The organism is Streptomyces sp. NPDC050743, from assembly GCF_044456925.1.
Lineage (GTDB): Bacteria > Actinomycetota > Actinomycetes > Streptomycetales > Streptomycetaceae > Streptomyces.
Map to the genome: position 1 here is coordinate 1 of NZ_JBITGJ010000124.1, position 16,743 is coordinate 16,743.

Annotated in this window: 15 protein-coding genes and 2 pseudogenes; 8 read left to right on the forward strand and 9 right to left on the reverse strand. The window is 70.6% G+C overall.

Annotated elements, in window-relative coordinates:
* Window positions 1-84: 84 nt before the first annotated feature.
* The 4 genes and pseudogenes from ACIBJF_RS46245 to ACIBJF_RS46260 form a co-directional block, all read right to left on the reverse strand.
* A pseudogene (locus tag ACIBJF_RS46245) lies at window positions 85-243 on the reverse strand (cytidine deaminase); the annotation flags it as partial.
* A gap of 37 nt (window positions 244-280) precedes the next feature.
* Window positions 281-499 (reverse strand): hypothetical protein, encoded by a 219-nt coding sequence (locus ACIBJF_RS46250; protein WP_399183604.1) that lies wholly within the window; start codon window positions 497-499, stop codon window positions 281-283.
* A gap of 25 nt (window positions 500-524) precedes the next feature.
* Window positions 525-797, reverse strand: a pseudogene (locus tag ACIBJF_RS46255) (hypothetical protein); the annotation flags it as partial.
* 134 nt (window positions 798-931) lie between these two features.
* Window positions 932-1,330, reverse strand: a complete 399-nt coding sequence (locus tag ACIBJF_RS46260) for a VOC family protein (RefSeq protein ID WP_399183578.1) — start codon at window positions 1,328-1,330, stop codon at window positions 932-934.
* A 93-nt stretch (window positions 1,331-1,423) separates the two neighbouring features.
* Here ACIBJF_RS46260 and ACIBJF_RS46265 point away from each other — a divergent pair, with 93 nt between their 5' ends.
* Entirely contained in the window at window positions 1,424-2,413 is a 990-nt protein-coding gene (locus ACIBJF_RS46265; protein ID WP_399183580.1) for a helix-turn-helix transcriptional regulator, read from the forward strand.
* 157 nt (window positions 2,414-2,570) lie between these two features.
* Here ACIBJF_RS46265 and ACIBJF_RS46270 read toward each other — a convergent pair whose 3' ends face one another.
* Window positions 2,571-2,969: an ArsR/SmtB family transcription factor gene (locus ACIBJF_RS46270; protein ID WP_399183582.1), complete on the reverse strand. Its 399-nt coding sequence runs from the start codon at window positions 2,967-2,969 to the stop codon at window positions 2,571-2,573.
* A gap of 96 nt (window positions 2,970-3,065) precedes the next feature.
* On the opposite strand from ACIBJF_RS46270, the gene ACIBJF_RS46275 reads away from it, so the two are divergent.
* Together ACIBJF_RS46275 and ACIBJF_RS46280 are read left to right on the forward strand one after the other, a co-directional pair.
* On the forward strand, window positions 3,066-5,054 hold the full coding sequence (locus ACIBJF_RS46275; protein WP_399183584.1) for a heavy metal translocating P-type ATPase: 1,989 nt from the start codon (window positions 3,066-3,068) through the stop codon (window positions 5,052-5,054).
* Complete coding sequence (locus tag ACIBJF_RS46280) at window positions 5,051-5,461, forward strand: (2Fe-2S) ferredoxin domain-containing protein (RefSeq protein ID WP_399183586.1); 411 nt, start codon at window positions 5,051-5,053, stop codon at window positions 5,459-5,461. The genes ACIBJF_RS46275 and ACIBJF_RS46280 overlap by 4 nt, the downstream gene beginning before the upstream one ends.
* A gap of 267 nt (window positions 5,462-5,728) precedes the next feature.
* Here the strand turns inward: ACIBJF_RS46280 and ACIBJF_RS46285 are convergent, their stop codons facing one another.
* The 3 genes from ACIBJF_RS46285 to ACIBJF_RS46295 form a co-directional block, all read right to left on the reverse strand.
* Complete coding sequence (locus tag ACIBJF_RS46285; protein WP_399183588.1) at window positions 5,729-6,022, reverse strand: putative quinol monooxygenase; 294 nt, start codon at window positions 6,020-6,022, stop codon at window positions 5,729-5,731.
* Window positions 6,023-6,047: 25 nt separating this feature from the next.
* Window positions 6,048-8,609, reverse strand: a complete 2,562-nt coding sequence (locus tag ACIBJF_RS46290) for a GH32 C-terminal domain-containing protein (protein ID WP_399183590.1) — start codon at window positions 8,607-8,609, stop codon at window positions 6,048-6,050.
* Between the two features lie 220 nt (window positions 8,610-8,829).
* Entirely contained in the window at window positions 8,830-9,792 is a 963-nt protein-coding gene (locus ACIBJF_RS46295) for a carbohydrate kinase (RefSeq protein WP_399183592.1), read from the reverse strand.
* Between the two features lie 247 nt (window positions 9,793-10,039).
* Here ACIBJF_RS46295 and ACIBJF_RS46300 point away from each other — a divergent pair, with 247 nt between their 5' ends.
* The 4 genes from ACIBJF_RS46300 to ACIBJF_RS46315 all read left to right on the forward strand — a co-directional run bounded on the left by ACIBJF_RS46300 (window position 10,040) and on the right by ACIBJF_RS46315 (window position 14,133).
* Window positions 10,040-11,062 carry a sugar ABC transporter substrate-binding protein gene (locus ACIBJF_RS46300; RefSeq protein ID WP_399183594.1) on the forward strand — a complete coding sequence of 341 codons (1,023 nt, stop codon included), beginning with the start codon at window positions 10,040-10,042 and terminating at the stop codon, window positions 11,060-11,062.
* 143 nt (window positions 11,063-11,205) lie between these two features.
* The gene (locus ACIBJF_RS46305) at window positions 11,206-12,201 is read left to right on the forward strand and encodes an ABC transporter permease (protein WP_351808248.1); all 996 of its coding nucleotides are present in this window, start codon (window positions 11,206-11,208) and stop codon (window positions 12,199-12,201) included.
* Window positions 12,198-13,034 carry an ATP-binding cassette domain-containing protein gene (locus tag ACIBJF_RS46310; protein WP_399183596.1) on the forward strand — a complete coding sequence of 279 codons (837 nt, stop codon included), beginning with the start codon at window positions 12,198-12,200 and terminating at the stop codon, window positions 13,032-13,034. The genes ACIBJF_RS46305 and ACIBJF_RS46310 overlap by 4 nt, the downstream gene beginning before the upstream one ends.
* Window positions 13,035-13,101: 67 nt before the next feature.
* Window positions 13,102-14,133: a LacI family DNA-binding transcriptional regulator gene (locus tag ACIBJF_RS46315; RefSeq protein ID WP_399183598.1), complete on the forward strand. Its 1,032-nt coding sequence runs from the start codon at window positions 13,102-13,104 to the stop codon at window positions 14,131-14,133.
* 170 nt (window positions 14,134-14,303) lie between these two features.
* Here the strand turns inward: ACIBJF_RS46315 and ACIBJF_RS46320 are convergent, their stop codons facing one another.
* Complete coding sequence (locus ACIBJF_RS46320) at window positions 14,304-15,908, reverse strand: FAD-binding oxidoreductase (RefSeq protein ID WP_399183600.1); 1,605 nt, start codon at window positions 15,906-15,908, stop codon at window positions 14,304-14,306.
* A 68-nt stretch (window positions 15,909-15,976) separates the two neighbouring features.
* Between ACIBJF_RS46320 and ACIBJF_RS46325 the strand changes: the two genes are divergently transcribed.
* Window positions 15,977-16,615 carry a TetR/AcrR family transcriptional regulator gene (locus ACIBJF_RS46325; protein ID WP_399183602.1) on the forward strand — a complete coding sequence of 213 codons (639 nt, stop codon included), beginning with the start codon at window positions 15,977-15,979 and terminating at the stop codon, window positions 16,613-16,615.
* Window positions 16,616-16,743: the final 128 nt, after the last annotated feature.

Sequence of the window (16,743 nt, forward strand, 5' to 3'; positions counted from 1 at the left end):
CTGACGGCGATCCGGCTATCCCTGCCCTGCTCCGCAGGAGTCCGATTCCTCCCCGGCCTGAAGGCCGGGGCATCCTCGGAGGAACCCGGTGAAGTGGTAGGCGTTCACCGCAGTGACGATCCGGCCGTCCAGGGCGCGGGCCGCGGCCGCCATGGTGTGGTTGTCGCCCCGGCAGCGAGTGCGAGCAACGTGCGCCGCTGCCTGGATGAGCTCGTGGTCGACGGGATGGGTCTGCGTGGTCATTCTCTCTGCCTTCGTCAGGTGACACGCGACGTTGACCCTAGTGACGAGGGAGCGCAAGCGAATATCGGCAGTGTGCCTGTCTCCGCCAGATGATGGAGCGGCGGATCGTGCTGCCCTGTCCCTTGTGGCTGACGTGGTCGGTGCCGTCCAGCTTGACGTCGACGTGGAGCAGGTCGCCGACCCGGTCGTGCTCGTAGCGGATGACCTCGCGCAGCTGCTCGCCGGTCGGTGGGTCGAGGTCCCGGAGCCGGCCCACGTCCTCGCCTCACCAGGATGCGGTGAACGGTCGCGGGCGCGAGTGTGACGCCGTGCAGCCGCTGTAGGTCGGCGGCGAGCCGGGCCGGCTCGTGCTTGGTCTGCCGCCGCAGCGCCTCCACCAGGTCAGCGATGTCCTCGGGGGTGCGGGCGGGGCTGGTGGAGGGGCGGGAGGAGCGGTTGAGTAGTCCGTTCTCGCCGCGCGCGCCAGCGGGCGTACCACTTGGCCAGGCAGCGGCGGGAGATCCCGGCTTCGGCAGCGACGTGCGATCGGACGTCCGGCGTCGATCCGCGGACACAAGCGGAGGCGTCCTTCGAGGGTCAGCGGTGCGTTCCGATGTGCCCTGCTGAATGGCGTTCCTGGACTCGGGGGGCTGCGTTCATCGGGAGCCCTTGGATCTCGGGGCTCCCGCGTGAGCGGCTGTGCGTGGCGTCAGCGTGCGAACTTTTCGATGGCCGCTGGGGTGACGGGGGTGAAGAAGTTGACGAGGTTGCCGTCGGGGTCGCGGAACAGCAGCGATCGGTTGCCCCAGGGCATCGTGGTGGGCTCGTTGACGAAGTCGGTGACGAAGCCGGTCAGGTTCTGGTGAACGCGGTCCACGTCGTCGACGAGGAACTCGGTGATCACGCTGTGGTTGTCCGCCGGGCGGGCAGAGCCCGGGGCGAACAGCGGGACGGTGCGGATGGAGGCGATCGCGAGGGTTGCGCCCGCGGTCTTGAGTTCGGCGAAGTCTTCGGTGGCCCACGTCGCCCGCGCCCCTGTGGCTCGCTTGTAGAACTCGACGAGGCGTGCGACGTCGTTGGTGATGATGCGGATCGAGACGAAGTCCATGGGAGTCTCCTTGGCTGTGCTGGAGGCGTACACGTCGCAGGCTAGGAGAAATAGTGGACAGAATCGGTCCTGTATTCGCGGTAGGCTGCGAACATGCCACGACCCACCGGCCGCGTGCTGACACTCTTGGAGCTGCTGCAGTCGGGCGGCACCCGGACTGTGGCCGAGCTCGCCGACCGTCTCGGCGTCGAAGGGCGCACCGTGCGGCGGTATGTGGACCAGCTGATCGACCTGGATGTGCCCGTGGAATCGGTGCGCGGCCGCTACGGCGGGTACCGGCTCGCTCCCGGGTATCGCTTGCCTCCGCTCATGCTCAGCGACGACGAGGCGCTGGCCGTGCTGCTCGGCCTGGTCGCCGGCCGCCGAGCAGGGCTGACGACGACGGAGCGCACGGCGAACGAGACGGCATCGGCGAAGATCCGGCGGGTGCTGCCCAAGCACATCGCCCGCCGGCTCGACACAGTCCTGGAATCCCTCGCCTTCACGGAACAGCCCGGAGACTTCGACACCCCGGACGCCGGGCTCCTGCTCACCGTCGCCGATGCGGTGCGCCACCGCCGACCGGTCTCGATCCGCTACACCGACCGCGACGGACGGCGCAGCGAACGCACACTGCACGCGTACGGGATCGTCGCCCATGCGGGCCGGTGGTACGTCACGGGCGAGGACGCCCAGATCGGCGAGGACCGAATCTTCCGGCTCGATCGCATCGCAGACGCGCGGACCCTGCCCGGCTCATTCGAAGCGCCCCCGGGTCCCGGTCCAGCACAGCGCGTGTTGTCAGCGTTCGCCACGGCTGAGTACCGGCATGAGGTGACCTTGCGGATCCACGGGACCGTTGAGCAAATCCGCGTCCACCTGCCCGCCAGCATCGCGAGCCTGGAGGAACAGGAGCCCGCGGCCGGTCAGGACCGGGCGACCGAGCGCTGGCTGCGCGTCGAGCTGCGGGCGGAGCGGCTCGACTGGTTGCCTCCAGTACTCGCCTCACTCGACCGGCCGTTCGTCATCGAGCGCCCCGCTGAACTGCGCGACCTCGTCACCGCGCTCGCCGATCGCCTCACGTCCTACGCCCGCCAAACCTGACAGCGAGGAGCCAATGTCATGAGATGGCACAACTAGGGATGGTTCCTCAGCTTCGTTTCCCCCATGGCTGAGGAGTCGTCGCTCCGAAGCGGCGCGAAGGCGGTGTGGTGCGTGTCCGAGGGTCAGGCAGCCGCGCACGATGTCTGCGCTGCGGCCGTCAGTCGGTGCTGCCGGGCGCGGCCGCTTCCACCGCGTCCGGCTCGGGGGCGTCGCTCAGCCCGAGGCGCTGGTGCTCGATGTGGTAGACGGCCTGGTCGAGGAGTTCGGCGACGTGGTTGTCGTAGAGCGCGTAGATCACCGAGCGGCCCTGGCGCCTGCCCACGACGAGGCCGAGGTTGCGCAGCAGGCGCAGCTGGTGGGAGCAGGCGGACTGCTCCATGCCGACCTCGGCGGCCAGTTCGGTCGCGGCGCAGGGGCCTTCGCGCAGGCGGGAGAGGATCAGCAGCCGGGAGGGGGTGGCGAGCGCCTGGAGGGTGGTCGCCACGCGGGCGGCGCTCTCCGCGTCCAGGCGGGTGTGCGGGACGAGGTTCTTCGCGGGAGCTGCTCCATGGCCCATGGGGGCCATCATACAAGCCACACTTGAAGAGGTCTTCATATGTACCTGTATGGTGGGCGAGTAAGCACGCCCGCCCTGCCGAAGGGTCCATGCCGTATGTCTTCCACCCTGACCGAGCGCCCCGCGCCGGCCTCGGCCGCGCCCCCGGAGGCCGCCCCACAGCGGCGGACCCGGGTCTTCGCGCTGCCCGAGGCCCGCTGGGCGGCAGCGGCCACGGTGCTGTTCCTGCTCGCACTGCCGCTGCAGCTGACCGGCGCGCCCGCCTGGACGTGGGGCTCGGTGTACGCACTGGCCTACGCGGCCGGCGGCTGGGAGCCGGCCCGGGCCGGGCTGCTGGCGCTGCGGGAGAAGACCCTCGACGTCGACCTGCTGATGATCGTGGCCGCGCTGGGAGCCGCTGCCGTCGGGCAGGTGATGGACGGCGCCCTGCTGATCGTCATCTTCGCGACCTCCGGCGCGCTGGAGGCCCTGGCCACCGCGCGCACCGCCGACTCGGTGCGCGGCCTGCTCGACCTGGCCCCCGCCACCGCGGCCCGCCTCCTCGACGACGGCACCGAAGAGAGCGTGCCCACCGCCGAACTGGCCGTCGGGGACACGGTCCGGGTGCGGCCCGGCGAGCGGATCGGTGCCGACGGCCGCGTGCTGGAGGGGGCGAGCGAGGTCGACCAGGCCACCATCACCGGCGAGCCGCTGCCCGTGGCCAAGGAGCCGGGCGACGAGGTGTTCGCGGGCACGGTCAACGGCACCGGCGCCCTGCGGATCAAGGTCGAGCGGGACGCCTCGGACTCGGTGATCGCCCGCATCGTGCAGATGGTCCAGGAGGCGTCGCAGACCAAGGCGCCGACCCAGTTGTTCATCGAGAAGGTCGAACAGCGCTACTCGATCGGCATGGTGGCGGCCACGCTGGCCGTGTTCGCGGTGCCGCTCGCGTTCGGCGCCGCGCTGACCGGCTCGCTGCTGCGGGCGATGACCTTCATGATCGTCGCCTCGCCCTGCGCGGTGGTACTGGCGACCATGCCTCCGCTGCTGTCGGCGATCGCCAACGCCGGGCGGCACGGCGTGCTGGTGAAGTCCGCCGTGGTGATGGAACGCCTCGGCCAGGTCGACGCGGTCGCCCTGGACAAGACCGGCACCCTGACCGAGGGCACCCCGCGGGTGACCGACGTCCGGCCGCTGACCGGCTCCGGCCTCACCGAGGACGAGCTGCTGTCCCTTGCGGCGGCGGCCGAGCACCCCAGCGAGCACCCGCTGGCCCGCGCCATCGTGGAAGCCGCCCGCAGCCGCGGCCTCACTCCGCCCGTCGCGGAGGACTTCGCCTCCACCCCTGGTGTCGGGGTGACGGCCACCGTCCGCGGCCGCACGGTCGCCGTGGGCGCGCCGGCCCGGCCGTCTGCCGGTGTGCAGGATGCGCCCGCCGCCCGGGCCGCGGCCGTCGCGGCCGGCCTGGAGGACGCCGGGCGTACGGCGGTGCTGGTGGTGGTCGACGGTGTCCGGGCCGGGGTGCTCGGCATCGCCGACCGGCTGCGCCCGGACGCCGCCGGCACCGTCGCCTCCCTGACCGCCCTCACGGGCACCGCGCCGATGCTGGTCACCGGGGACAACCCGCGCGCCGCCGCCCGCCTGGCCACCGAGGTCGGCATCACCGACGTGCGGGCCGGACTGCTGCCGCAGGCCAAGGTGGCCGCGGTCCGGGAACAGGAACGAGCCGGCCGCAAGGTGCTGGTGGTCGGCGACGGGGTCAACGACGCTCCCGCGCTCGCCGCCGCCCACACCGGTGTGGCCATGGGCCGGGCGGGTTCGGACCTCGCCCTGGAGACCGCCGACGCGGTGATCGTCCGCGACGAACTCGCCACCGTACCCACCGTGATGGCCCTCTCACGCCGGGCGCGCCGCCTGGTCGTGCAGAACCTGGTCATCGCCGCCGTCTTCATCTCGGGCCTGGCCGTCTGGGACCTGACCGCCACCCTGCCGCTGCCCCTGGGCGTCCTCGGCCACGAGGGGTCGACCGTCATCGTCGGCCTCAACGGGCTGCGCCTGCTGCGCGAGACCGCCTGGGCCCGAGCCCGCGCGGAGGGTGACCGGTGAGCCGCCGCGCCCGACACACCACCGCTTCCGGCGCCGAGGCCGCGGACCGCTGCACGGTCACCGTCTGCCGGGGCTGCTGCTGCGGCACTCCGAAGATCCCGAACCTGGATCACGCCGCCCAACTCGCCGATCTGCGCAAGGCGCTGTCCGGCGTGGCCCGCGTGCGTCCCGTCAACTGCCTGGACGCGTGCGAACACGCCAACGTCATCGTCGTCCAGCCCTCCGCCGCGGGCCGCCGGGCCGGCGGCCGCCCGGTCTGGCTCGGCCTGGTCAACGATCCCGATGCCACTGCCGACATCACCGCGTGGGTCGGGGGCGGTGGCCCGGGCCTGGCCGAACCGCCCGGCATCCTCGACCTCTACGCCTTCACCCCCTCCCGCCGCCTCCGCTCACAGATCGAGGACTGAGACCCGCTGGGCACCGGGCCGCAGTGCCGCGCCACACATCGACCGCACTCCCCCGCGTGTGGCTCTGTCCCAGAGAACCGGAACCTCTTGGTCACCGGTTCGGATCGAGGGGAACCGACATTCACCGCACCCTGCACCGCACCTTCTCCCTGAACCGTGGGCCGCCCACCAGGGCAACAGGCCCTCGTTCAGCGACGTACACGTGCACGGTGAAGGCCAGGCCCGCAGAGCGGGCCCGGCGGATGTCGGGTCAGCGGATGACGGACGTCAGGTCACCGGGTCGAGGAAGGTCAGCACCGAGGCGTCCTCCTCGATCAGTGGGGCCAGTGCGGTGTTGAACGGGCCGCCGTAAGGGGCTCTCAGGTGTGCCTGGAACGCGTCCTCGTCGCGGTACACCTCGAAGATCCAGTAGGCGCGCGGGGCGGACGCCTTGGTGTAGACGTCGAAGGCGAGGTTGCCCTCTTCCTCGCGCACCTTCTTGGCGTACTCCAGGATCAGGCGGGCGACCTCGTCTTCCGCTCCCTCGCGGGCGGTGAACTCGGCGAGCAGGGTCTTGTTCACGGTGTGGTGTCCTCTGGGGTCGGGGTCAGTCGCGGTAGGAGTTCAGGTGCCAGACGTCGGCCTGGTCCAGCTTCACCGAGCCGTTCTCGGCGAAGACCTGCACTCCCTGGGCGGCCGGGTCGGGGAAGATCTGGTCGGTGATCACGGCCTCGCCGTTGCCGCCGAAGACCTCGACGGACGACCAGTCGAGGAGGATGCGCAGCTTCACCTTGCCGTTCCTGGCATTCAGGGGCGCTCGCTGGACGCCCGGGAAGGCGTCGTTGAAGTCCGCGGTGCCGGAGTTGGTGCGGTCGACGTAGAGCTCCTGGGTCGTGGTGTCGTAGCCGATGACGGTCTCCTCTCCCCCGGCGCCGGTGCGCACCTTCAGGCCGAAGCGTGCGGCGTCCTTGAGGGTGAAGGCCGCCTCGATGTCGAGCGCCTTGCCCTCGGCCGCGGGGCCGATCAGGGGCTGTGAGGTGTTCTTGACGGTGATGTCGGACGCGGTCGCCGGGTGGTCCTGCCGCAGGGACGTCAGGTTGTCGACCGGTTCGCTGGTCAGGCGGATGCGGCCGTCGACGGTGCGCAGGGCCATCTGCCGGGGGACGCTCTGCGCGCTGCGCCAGGGGGAGGTGGGGATGGAGCCGCCGTACTCCCAGTCGTTCATCCAGCCGATCATGTAGCGCTTGTCGCCCGGCACGTTGTCCCATGACACGGCCGCGTAGTAGTCCTTGCCGTAGTCGGCCCAGTCGGCGCGCTGTACCACGGACTTGGCGGGGGCGTCGGCGGCGGTGAACTGGTCGGCCAGGATGTGGCCCCAGCCGGAGGTGTTCATGTCGACGATCTGGATCCGCGCCTTCTTGCCCGCGTAGGGACGCAGGTCGAAGGAGGCCCAGTCCAGGGTCTCGCTGTTGGAACCGGTGGCGCTGCCGGCCACCTTGCCGTCGACGACCAGGTTGACGGACGTCTCCTGGGAGACGGGCCGGGCCTTGGTGTCGGACAGCATGATGTGGTCGACGTTGATGTGGCCCCAGCCGCCGGTGTTGTCGTCGACGATTCTGATCTGCGCCTTCTTGCCGGCGAGGTCTTTGACGTCCCAGGAGGCCCAGTTGAGGGCCTCGGCGTCCTTTCCGGTCGTGCTGCGCACCACCTGGCCGTCGACGAGGAGTTCGACGGCGGTGGGGTTGGCGGAGCCGACGGGGTGGTTGCCGCCGCCGACGAGGAAGTTGACGTAGTCCTTGTCGACGGTGAATTCCGGCGAGGTGAGGGTGCCGGTGGTGGAGTCGCCGTTCAGGAAGGTGTTGACCAGGCCGCTGCCGAGATAGCCGGAGACTTCCTGCTGGTTGGGGAGGGTGCCGGTGGCCGGTGCCGAGCCGAAGGCGTCTCCGGTCGTCGCCCAGTCGCCGTATGAGCCGCCTTCGAAGTCGGCGAGGACCGTCCCCGCGGGCGGGCCTGACTGCTCCAGGACCGTCCCTGCCTGGTGCGGGTGCCGGCCGCCGCCGAGCTTGAAGTTCAGGTAGCTGCTGTCGACGGTGAACTCGGGCGAGGTGAGGATGCCGGTGGCGCCGTCCCCGCCGTGGAAGCTGTTGGCGAGGCCCGTCCCGTCGAAGCCGGTGACCGTCCCCTGTCCGTCCACCGCACCGGCCGCCGGTGCGTCGCCGAACGCCGTGCCGGTGGTCGTCCACGTGCCGAAGCCGGGGCCCTCGAAGTCCTGCATCACCGTGCCGGTGGGCGGGGTGTACGTGCCCTTGTCGTCGGCGGTGAACTTCTTGCCGTCGAAGTCGCCGACGAAGTATTGGGCGCCCGAACCGCCGGTGACGCCACCGGGGTTGATGTTGACGACCAGGACCCACTTGATCGTCTGCTTGTTCCCGTCGACCGCGAGCGGGAACAGGTCGGGGCACTCCCAGACGCCGCCCGTCGCACCGGCCGGCCCGAACTCGCTGAGCGGCTGCCAGTCCTTGAGGTTTTTGGACGAGTAGAACCGCACCTTGTGCTCGGTGGACAGCGAGACCGTCATCAGCCAGCTCTTGGTCGGCGCGTACCACTGGACCTTGGGGTCGCGGAATTCCCTGGAGCCGATGTCCAGGACGGGATTGCCCTGGTACTTGGTCCAGGTGCGGCCGCGGTCGGTGCTGTAGGCGATCGACTGCGCCTGTACGCCCGTGTCCTTGTGGTAGCTGGTGTAGATCGCCACCATGGGCGGGTTCTCCTTCGTGCCGAACCCGGTGGTGTTGTTCCAGTCGACGACCGCGCTGCCGGAGAACACCATCTCCTTGTCGTCGTACGGCAGGGCGAGCGGCAGTTGCTTCCAGTGCACGAGGTCGGTGCTCACCGCGTGCCCCCAGGACATGTCGCCCCACGAGTTGCCGTTGGGGTTGTACTGGTAGAAGAGGTGGTACTCGCCCTTGTAGTACACGAGGCCGTTGGGGTCGTTCATCCAGTTCTTCTCCGGGGTGAAGTGGAACTGGGGCCGGTAGGTCTCGGAGTACGGCGGGGTGTCGGCGGCGAGGGCCCGGGGGGCCAGCGGGGTGGCGGACAGGGCGCAGACGGTCGCCACCGCCGCGATCATCCGGGTGCGGGCGTGCCGGGATACACGTCCAGAGCTCATGATGTCTCCTGTGTTGCGGCCGTCCGCGCAGCGGAACCTGCTGCCCGGCGCGGACCCACCGAAGAGTGAGGCCTTCTCGGCGTCGTCCACAGCACCGAGAAGGCGATGTCAACGTTGACTTGTGTCATCGATGACATCGAGTGGCCTGATGATGGACGCAATCCGGCCGGTGCGTCAACGGTGCGGGCCCTCGTGTCCCGCTACGCAGCTCGCATGCCCGTCAGGTGCGATCAGCCGTGGCGAGCTGCTCCAACTGGCTCCGCCACGGCGGGTTGGGACCGGCAACCGAGCAGGTCAGGGCCGCGACGCGGGCGGCGAACAGACAGGCTTCCGCGACGTCGTCGAGGCGGAGTTCCGTCAGCCGGCCGCCAAGGAGTCCGCGGGCGCCGAGGTGGTGCAGCAGCCCGGCGGTGAAGGAGTCCCCCGCCCCGACCGTGTCGGCGACGTCTGTCGGCACGGCGGGCACCTGAAGCCGTTCGCCGTCGAGCGAGGCCAAGGCGCCTTCGGCACCGCGTGTGATCACGACGAGCCGCGCACCGGCCGCGTGCCAGATGTCGCAGGCCTGCTCGGGCGGGGTGCCCGGCAGCAGCAGTTCCAGGTCGTCCTCGCTCAGCCGCAGCACGTCGGCGAGGCCGCACCAGTGCGCCAGCCGGGCACGGTAGACGTCGGGGTGCACCAGCAGCGGCCGGACGTTGGGGTCGATGCTGATGGTCGCTTCAGGGGCGGCGGCCGCAAGGAAATCCTCCACCACCGGCGCACCGGGCTTCCGGACCAGGGCCAGGGAACCGGTGTGCACGCAGGCGGTCTTCGACAGATCCACCCGCGCCAACTCCTCGGCCGTCCACTGCCAGTCGGCCGTGTTCTGTGCGTGGAAGGAGAACGCGGCCTGCCCCTGGGCGTCGAGCTCCGCCACAGCGAGAGTGCTGGGCTCGGCGGCCGCGACGGCATGCGACAGGTCCACGCCGGACGCCTCCAGCCGGGCCCGGAACAGGCGGCCGAACACATCGCCGGACAGCCGGACCAGGAAGCGGGCCGGGGTGCCCAGCCGGGCCAGGGCAACCGCCGTATTCGCAGGTCCGCCGCCCGGCAGCACCCGTAGCGCGAGTTCGGTCGAGGCGGCTGCCGGTTCGGTGAAGGCGTCGGCGACGCACTCCCCCAGGACGGTGATCTGACGCGGGCTCATGGGCTGCTCTTCTCTCGGAAAGTACGGGTGCACAGGGCGCGTCGCGGCATGGCGGCCGATCGGCTGCGTGCGACCGGCGGTCACGGACGTTGCCGATTTGTGACGAGTGGAAGGCATTGACGTTGCCAGGATCCGGAGTCCATCATCCTCGCCAGGCGGTGTCAACGATGACATAAGTCAACGATGACACTCCGGATGACGCTTTGAGCCCCACCCCGCGCCGCTCGCTATCCCACAGGAGTCGATCATGTCTCGCACCACTCGCCTGTCCTCCTCCGTCCTCAGAGCCGCCGCGGTCACGGGCGTCGCGGCCCTCACCCTGACGGCCTGCGGATCCGGCTCCGGATCGAGTTCGACCAGCGCCGGTTCGGGCAGTGTCAAGGTCGGTCTGATCACCAAGACCGACACCAACCCGTTCTTCGTGAAGATGAAGGAGGGCGCGGAGAAGGCCGCCAAGGAGAACGGCGCTCAACTGCTCACCGCAGCAGGCAAGTTCGACGGGGACAACGCCGGTCAGGTCACGGCCATCGAGAACATGGTCGCCTCCGGCGTGAAGGGCATCCTGATCACCCCGAGCGACTCCAAGGCCATCGTGCCCGCGATCGCGAAGGCCCGCGCCAAGGGCGTCCTGGTCATCGCCCTGGACACCCCGACCGAGCCGGAGAGCGCGGTCGACGCCCTCTTCGCCACGGACAACCTCAACGCCGGCAAGCTGATCGGCGAGTACGCCAAGGCCGCCATGAAGGGCAAGACGGCGAAGATAGCCACCCTCGACCTCGCGCCCGGTGTCTCCGTGGGCGTGCAGCGGCACAACGGCTTCCTCAAGGGCTTCGGCATCGGCGCGCAGGACAAGTCGATCGTCTGCTCCCAGGACACCGGCGGCGACCAGGCCAAGGGCCAGACCGCCATGGAGAACTGCCTCCAGAAGGACCCCGGCATCAACCTCGTCTACACCATCAACGAACCCGCCGCGCTGGGCGCGTACACCGCGCTCAAGGCCAAGGGCCGGGAGAAGGACGTGCTGATCGTCTCCGTCGACGGCGGTTGCACCGGGACCCAGGCGGTCAAGGACGGCAAGATCGGCGCCACCTCCCAGCAGTACCCGCTGAAGATGGCCGACGAGGGTGTCAAGGCCGTGGTGACGTACGCCAAGGGCGGCAAGAAGGCGTCGGGTTACACCGACACGGGCGTCAACCTCATCACCGACAAGGCGCAGGCCGGCGTCACGTCCAAGGACACCGCGTTCGGCCTGCAGAACTGCTGGGGCTGAGCCGCCGGCAGAACCGTACGACGCCCCTGCCCCCGGCGGGGCGGCCGGCCCCTCCTCCCCGACCGGGGACGGCCGCCCCCTCGTCCCCTGGTCCGTCGGCAACGACGGACACAAGGACTTCGGTCTTCCGACAAGGACTTCGCATGACAGCCACGACCACGCCGTACGCCGAGCTCAAGGCGCCGACCACGGCCCGCAGACTGCTCACGGCGCCGACCACCGGCCCCTTGGTCGCTCTCCTCCTCGCCTGCGCCTTCTTCTCTCTCTCGACCGACCAGTTCCTCACCGGCGGCAACTTCTCGCTGATCGTGCAGCAGGTCATGGTCGTCGGCACCCTCGCCATCGGCCAGACCCTGATCATCCTCACGGCGGGCATCGACCTGTCGTGCGGTGCCGTGATGGCCTTCGGCAGCATCGTGATCGCCAAGATGGCCGCCCAGGGCTCCCTGCCCCCGCTCGTCGCCATCGCTCTGGGCATCGCCGTGTGCGCCGGATTCGGCCTGCTCAACGGGCTGTTGGTGCAGAAGATCCCGCTGCCGCCGTTCATCGTCACCCTCGGCATGCTCAACGTGGCGTTCGCGCTGACCCACATCTACTCCGAGGAACAGACGATCACCAGCCTGCCCGGCCCGCTGACGGCCCTGGGAGAGACGTTCCCCCTCGGCCACACCGACATCACCTACGGCTCCCTGGTCACCATCGCCCTGTTCCTGCTCCTCGCCTACGCGCTGAGCAGCACCGGCTGGGGCCGGCACGTGTACGCCCTGGGCAACAGCCAGGAAGCGGCGCGCCTGAACGGCATCCGCACCTCGCGCCTGACCATCGGCATCTACACCGTCGCGGGTCTGCTGTACGGCATCGCCGCCCTGCTGCTCATCTCCCGCACCGGGGTGGGCGACCCCCAGGCCGGCCAGACCGACAACCTCGACAGCATCACCGCCGTGGTCCTCGGCGGCACCAGCCTCTTCGGCGGACGCGGCTCGGTCCTGGGCACCTTCATCGGCGTCCTCATCGTCGGCGTCTTCCGCAACGGCCTGCAGCTGATGGGCGTCGCCTCCATCTACCAGACGCTGATCACCGGAGTCCTGGTGATCCTCGCGGTGACCGTCGACCAGATCTCCCGGAAGAAGGCCCGATGACCGCCACCTCCTCCCCCACCCCCGTGCTGCAGGCCCGCGGCCTGGTCAAACGCTACGGCCACGTCACCGCGATCGACGGCGCCGACTTCGACCTGCTGCCCGGCGAGGTCCTCGCCGTCATCGGCGACAACGGCGCCGGCAAGACGAGCCTGATCAAGGCGCTGACCGGCGCGCTCGTCCCCGACGCGGGCGAGATACGACTGGGCGGCAAGCCCATCACGTTCTCCGGACCGCAGAGCGCACGCGCCCACGGCATCGAGACCGTCTACCAGGACCTCGCCGTGGCCGCCTCCATGGACATCGCCTCGAACATGTTCCTCGGGCGCGAGCTACGCCGCCCCGGCGTCCTCGGCAGTGTCTTCCGCATGCTGGACAAGAAGCGCATGCGGCAGGAGGCCGCCGAGCACATGGCCGACCTGAAGATCGGTCTGCGCTCGCTCACCCAGGCGGTCGAGACCCTCTCCGGCGGACAGCGGCAGGCAGTCGCGGTCGCCCGTTCCGTCGCCTGGGCCAGCAGCGTCGTCGTCATGGACGAACCCACCGCCGCGCTGGGCGTCAAGGAGTCCGGTCAGGTGCTGGACCTGATCCGCCGCGTCCGCGACAAGGGCATGCCGGTGGTCCTGATCAGCCACAACATGCCGCACGTCTTCGAGATCGCCGACCGGATCCACGTCCACCGGCTGGGCCGCCGGGCTGCTGTGATCAAGCCCTCCGACTACTCCATGGCGGAGGTCGTCGCGATCATGACCGGCGCTCTCACGCTGGACGAGGCCGGGGGTACTGTCGTAGCGGATTCCGAGGCGGCGAAGGCCGCGGGAGTCCAGGCCAACTGACGACACACTCACAGGTTCCGGCCGAGGCCGCGGCCGGAACCGACGAGCACAGGAGACCGTTTCCTCCATGGCAGCGAACCGCCGCCCGACCCTGGCAGACGTCGCCCGAGAAGTGGGCGTCAGCGCCAAGACCGTCTCCCGCGTCCTCAACGAGGACGGCCCCGCCTCGGCCGAGACCAGGAAACAGGTTCTCGCCGCCGTCGCCAAGCTCGGCTTCCAGCCGAACCTCATGGCACGCAACATCCGCGTCGGCGGACCCGACACCACCATCGGACTGGTCATCCCCGACCTGGCCAACCCCTTCTTCGGAACTGTCGCCAGGAGCATCGAGGACACCGTCCGCGACCGCGGACTGACCCTGCTCATGGGCTCCTCCGCGGACGATGCCGACCGCGAGCGCGCGCTGACGGACAAGTTCCTGGCCCGCCGCGTCAGCATCCTGATGGTCGTGCCGTCCGTCGGCGCCGACCACGCCCACCTCAAGACCCACCGCGCGAATGGCCTGCCCGTCGTGTTCCTGGACCGTCCCGGGTCGGGCCTGTCCACGGACAGTGTCGTCAGCTCCAACCGTGACGGCTCCCACGAGGGCGTCGCCCATCTCGTCGCCCACGGACACCGCCGTATCGGCTTCGTCGGCGACCTTCCCACCAAGCTCTACACCCGCCGCGAGCGTCTGGCCGGCTACCGCTCGGCCCTGCAGGAAGCCCACATCCCCTACGATCGCTCACTGGTCGTCAGCGCACACGACCAGCAGGGCGCCGAAGACGCGACCTCCAAGCTGCTCGACCTGGCCGATCCCCCCACGGCCCTGTTCGCCGGCAACAACATCATGGCGCTGGGCATCGTCGCCGAGCTCGCCCGCAGCAAGCGCAAGGACGTGGCCGTGGTCGCCTTCGACGACGTATCGCTCGCCGAGGCACTCGAACCGGCCCTGACCGTCGTCGCCCAGGACCCCGAGGAGATCGGCAGAACGGCGGCGATCACCGCCCTGGCCCGTCTCGACGGCGACCGGTCCCGGGCTCGCACCATCACCGTGCCCACCCGGCTGATCGTGCGCGGATCAGGCGAGCAACGCGCGCACGGCACGCCGGAGAAGTGACCGGGTCGCCTCCGTCCGAGTCCCGATCCGCCGGATGACGGCGCCGCGCCTCCGCCCCCCGCCGCCCCCGGACTACGGCAGCCGCCACGGCTGAGACGGGGTGCCGCGTTGCCCCGCCCAGGCTGCGAAGTCCCCGCGAACACCGCAGGGACTCGTCTGCCGCTGTGTTGTCAGTCGATCAGGACGCCTGGGTTGAGGATGCGGTTGGGGTCCAGGGCGTCCTTGGCGGCGCGCAGTGCCAGCGCGAAGGGCTCCGGGCGCTGGAGGTCGTAGCCGCGACGGTGGTCGCGGCCGACGGCGTGGTGGTGGGTGATGGTGGCACGGTAGCGGTGCAGGACGTCACTCGCGGCGGCCTTGATGTCGTCCCAGACCTCGACCTCGTCGCCGGGCCGGCCGGCGACGGCCACGGTGAAGTAGGGGGCGGCGCCGTCCGGATAGACGTGGGTCAGGCGGCAGTTGATGGTCGCCGGGTGTCCGGTGGCCTTCAAGGCGGCGGCGCCGACCCCGGTGCGGACGGCATCGATCAGGGCGGGAATCCTGTCCCAGGTGGCGGCGGTCTCGAAGGTCTCGATGACGGCGCCCATGCGGGCCAGGCCGTCGCGCAGGTAGGGCATGCGGAGGAACGCCGAACGCCAGGCGCTGACGGCCGTGTCGGCCGGGGCATCGCGGTCCGTCGTCAGCGCCCTGCCGCGGCCGCCGTGGTCGCGGGTCAGGTCCAGGGCGCTCGTGAGGCGGTCGTCGACGGGAGCGGTGCCGGATTCGAAGCCCAGGACCAGGACGGCGGAGCCGTCGTGGGAGGCGCCGGACAGCAGCGCCTCCCCTGGGTCGAGCAGGCGGCAGTTGGCGGGGGCGAGGTCGGACTGGGCGATGGCACGCACCGCGTCCAGCGCCTGGTGGAAGTCGGCGAAAGCCACGGACGTCGAGGCCTTGTATCGCGGGCGCTCCTGCAGGCGCATCCACGCCTCGGTGATGACGCCGAGTGCGCCCTCGGAACCGAGGAACAGGCGGTCCGGCGACGGTCCGGCGCCGGATGCGGGTAGGCGCCAGGACGTACCGGAGCCTGCGGGCGTGACTACGTGCAGGGACTGCACGAAGTCGTCGATGTGGGTGCGGACGGTGGCGTAGTGGCCGCCGGCCCGGGTGGCGAGCCAGCCGCCGAGGGTGGAGAACTCGAAGCTCTGCGGAAAGTGGCGCAGGGTCAGACCGTGGGCCCGCAACTGGTCTTCCAGCACGGGGCCGAGGGCTCCGGCCTGGATGCGGGCCGAGCGGCTGGTGGTGTCGAACTCCAGGACGCGGTCCATCGCGGTCAGGTCGAGTGAGAGGACCGCGTGGTGGGCATCGCCGCGGTACTCCACCCCGCCGACCACCGAGGAGCCGCCGCCGAAGGGGATGACGGCCACGCCGTGCCCGCCGGCCCAGTCCAGCAGGTCGGCCACCTCCTGGTCGTCGGTCGGGCGGGCGACGAGGTCGGGGATCCGGCCGGGCCGGCCGCGCAGGGCCCGGATGACGTCGCGGTAGGCCTTGCCCATGGCGTGCGCGGCGCGCGCCTGCGGGTCGGCGGTGACCAGGTGTGCCAGGGAGGGCGGGGGCGTCGCGGCGGGGCGGCCGATGGGCAGGTCGGCGATGCGGGGTATCGGCAGCGGGCGGGGCAGGGTGCCCGGCAGCAGGGCGCCCATCGCGGCGCATTCGGCGTCGTCGGGGTGCGCGTCGGCGTAGCCCCAGCCCCACCAGGAGCGGGTGCGGGAGGTGCGGGGGTCGGTCGCGGTGGCAGGCATGGGCGCGCTCCAGCGGGGTCCAAGGAATTTACCCGTCGGTAAATTACCCTAGGGTAAGATCTGGTCGCATGACAACGCTCTCCTCCAGGGCCGGCACCAAGGGCGTGCCCCGAGCCGCGCGCGAACGACAGGTCCTGGCCGCGGCCACCGAGGAGTTCGGCCGCCACGGCTACGAGGCCACCACCGTGGCGGCCATCGCCACCCGCGTCGGCGTCACCAAACCACTCCTGCACCAGTACTTCGGCAGCAAGCAGGACCTCTACCTCGCCTGCCTCAACCCGGTCGGCGACCGACTGCTGGCCGCCATCCGCGCCGCGATGGCCGAACAGGACGCCGGCGCGCCGCCCACGCCCCTGCGCGTGCTGCACGCCCTGTTCACCGCCCTCGACAGCCGGCGCGAGGCATGGTTCGTCCTCTACGACCCCACGCTGCCGCCCGACAGCGACGCCGCCCACCGCGCGGCCCACTACCGCGACGCCATCGACGAACTCGCCGCGACCGGCACCGCCGACCTCCTGCACACCACAGGATCCAGCGACCCGCTCGACGCCGACGCCCTCAAATACGCCTGGCGAGGCCTGTGCACCGCCCTGGTCCGCTGGTGGGTCAACCACCCCGACCAGTCACCCGAAGCCATGACACAACGCTGCGCCCGGCTCTTCGCGGCCAGCCGCACCATCCTTGCCACCGGCGACGAGAACACTTGAAGGCTCCCCTCCCTGAAGGGAGTGGATTGGTCACCCTTCAGGGCTGTGCGGGGATTTACGGCTCAGGCCGCCGCCGGAGCCGGCGGCTCGGGTGGTCTTACGCCCTCGGCACCGTCCGGGTTCCAACC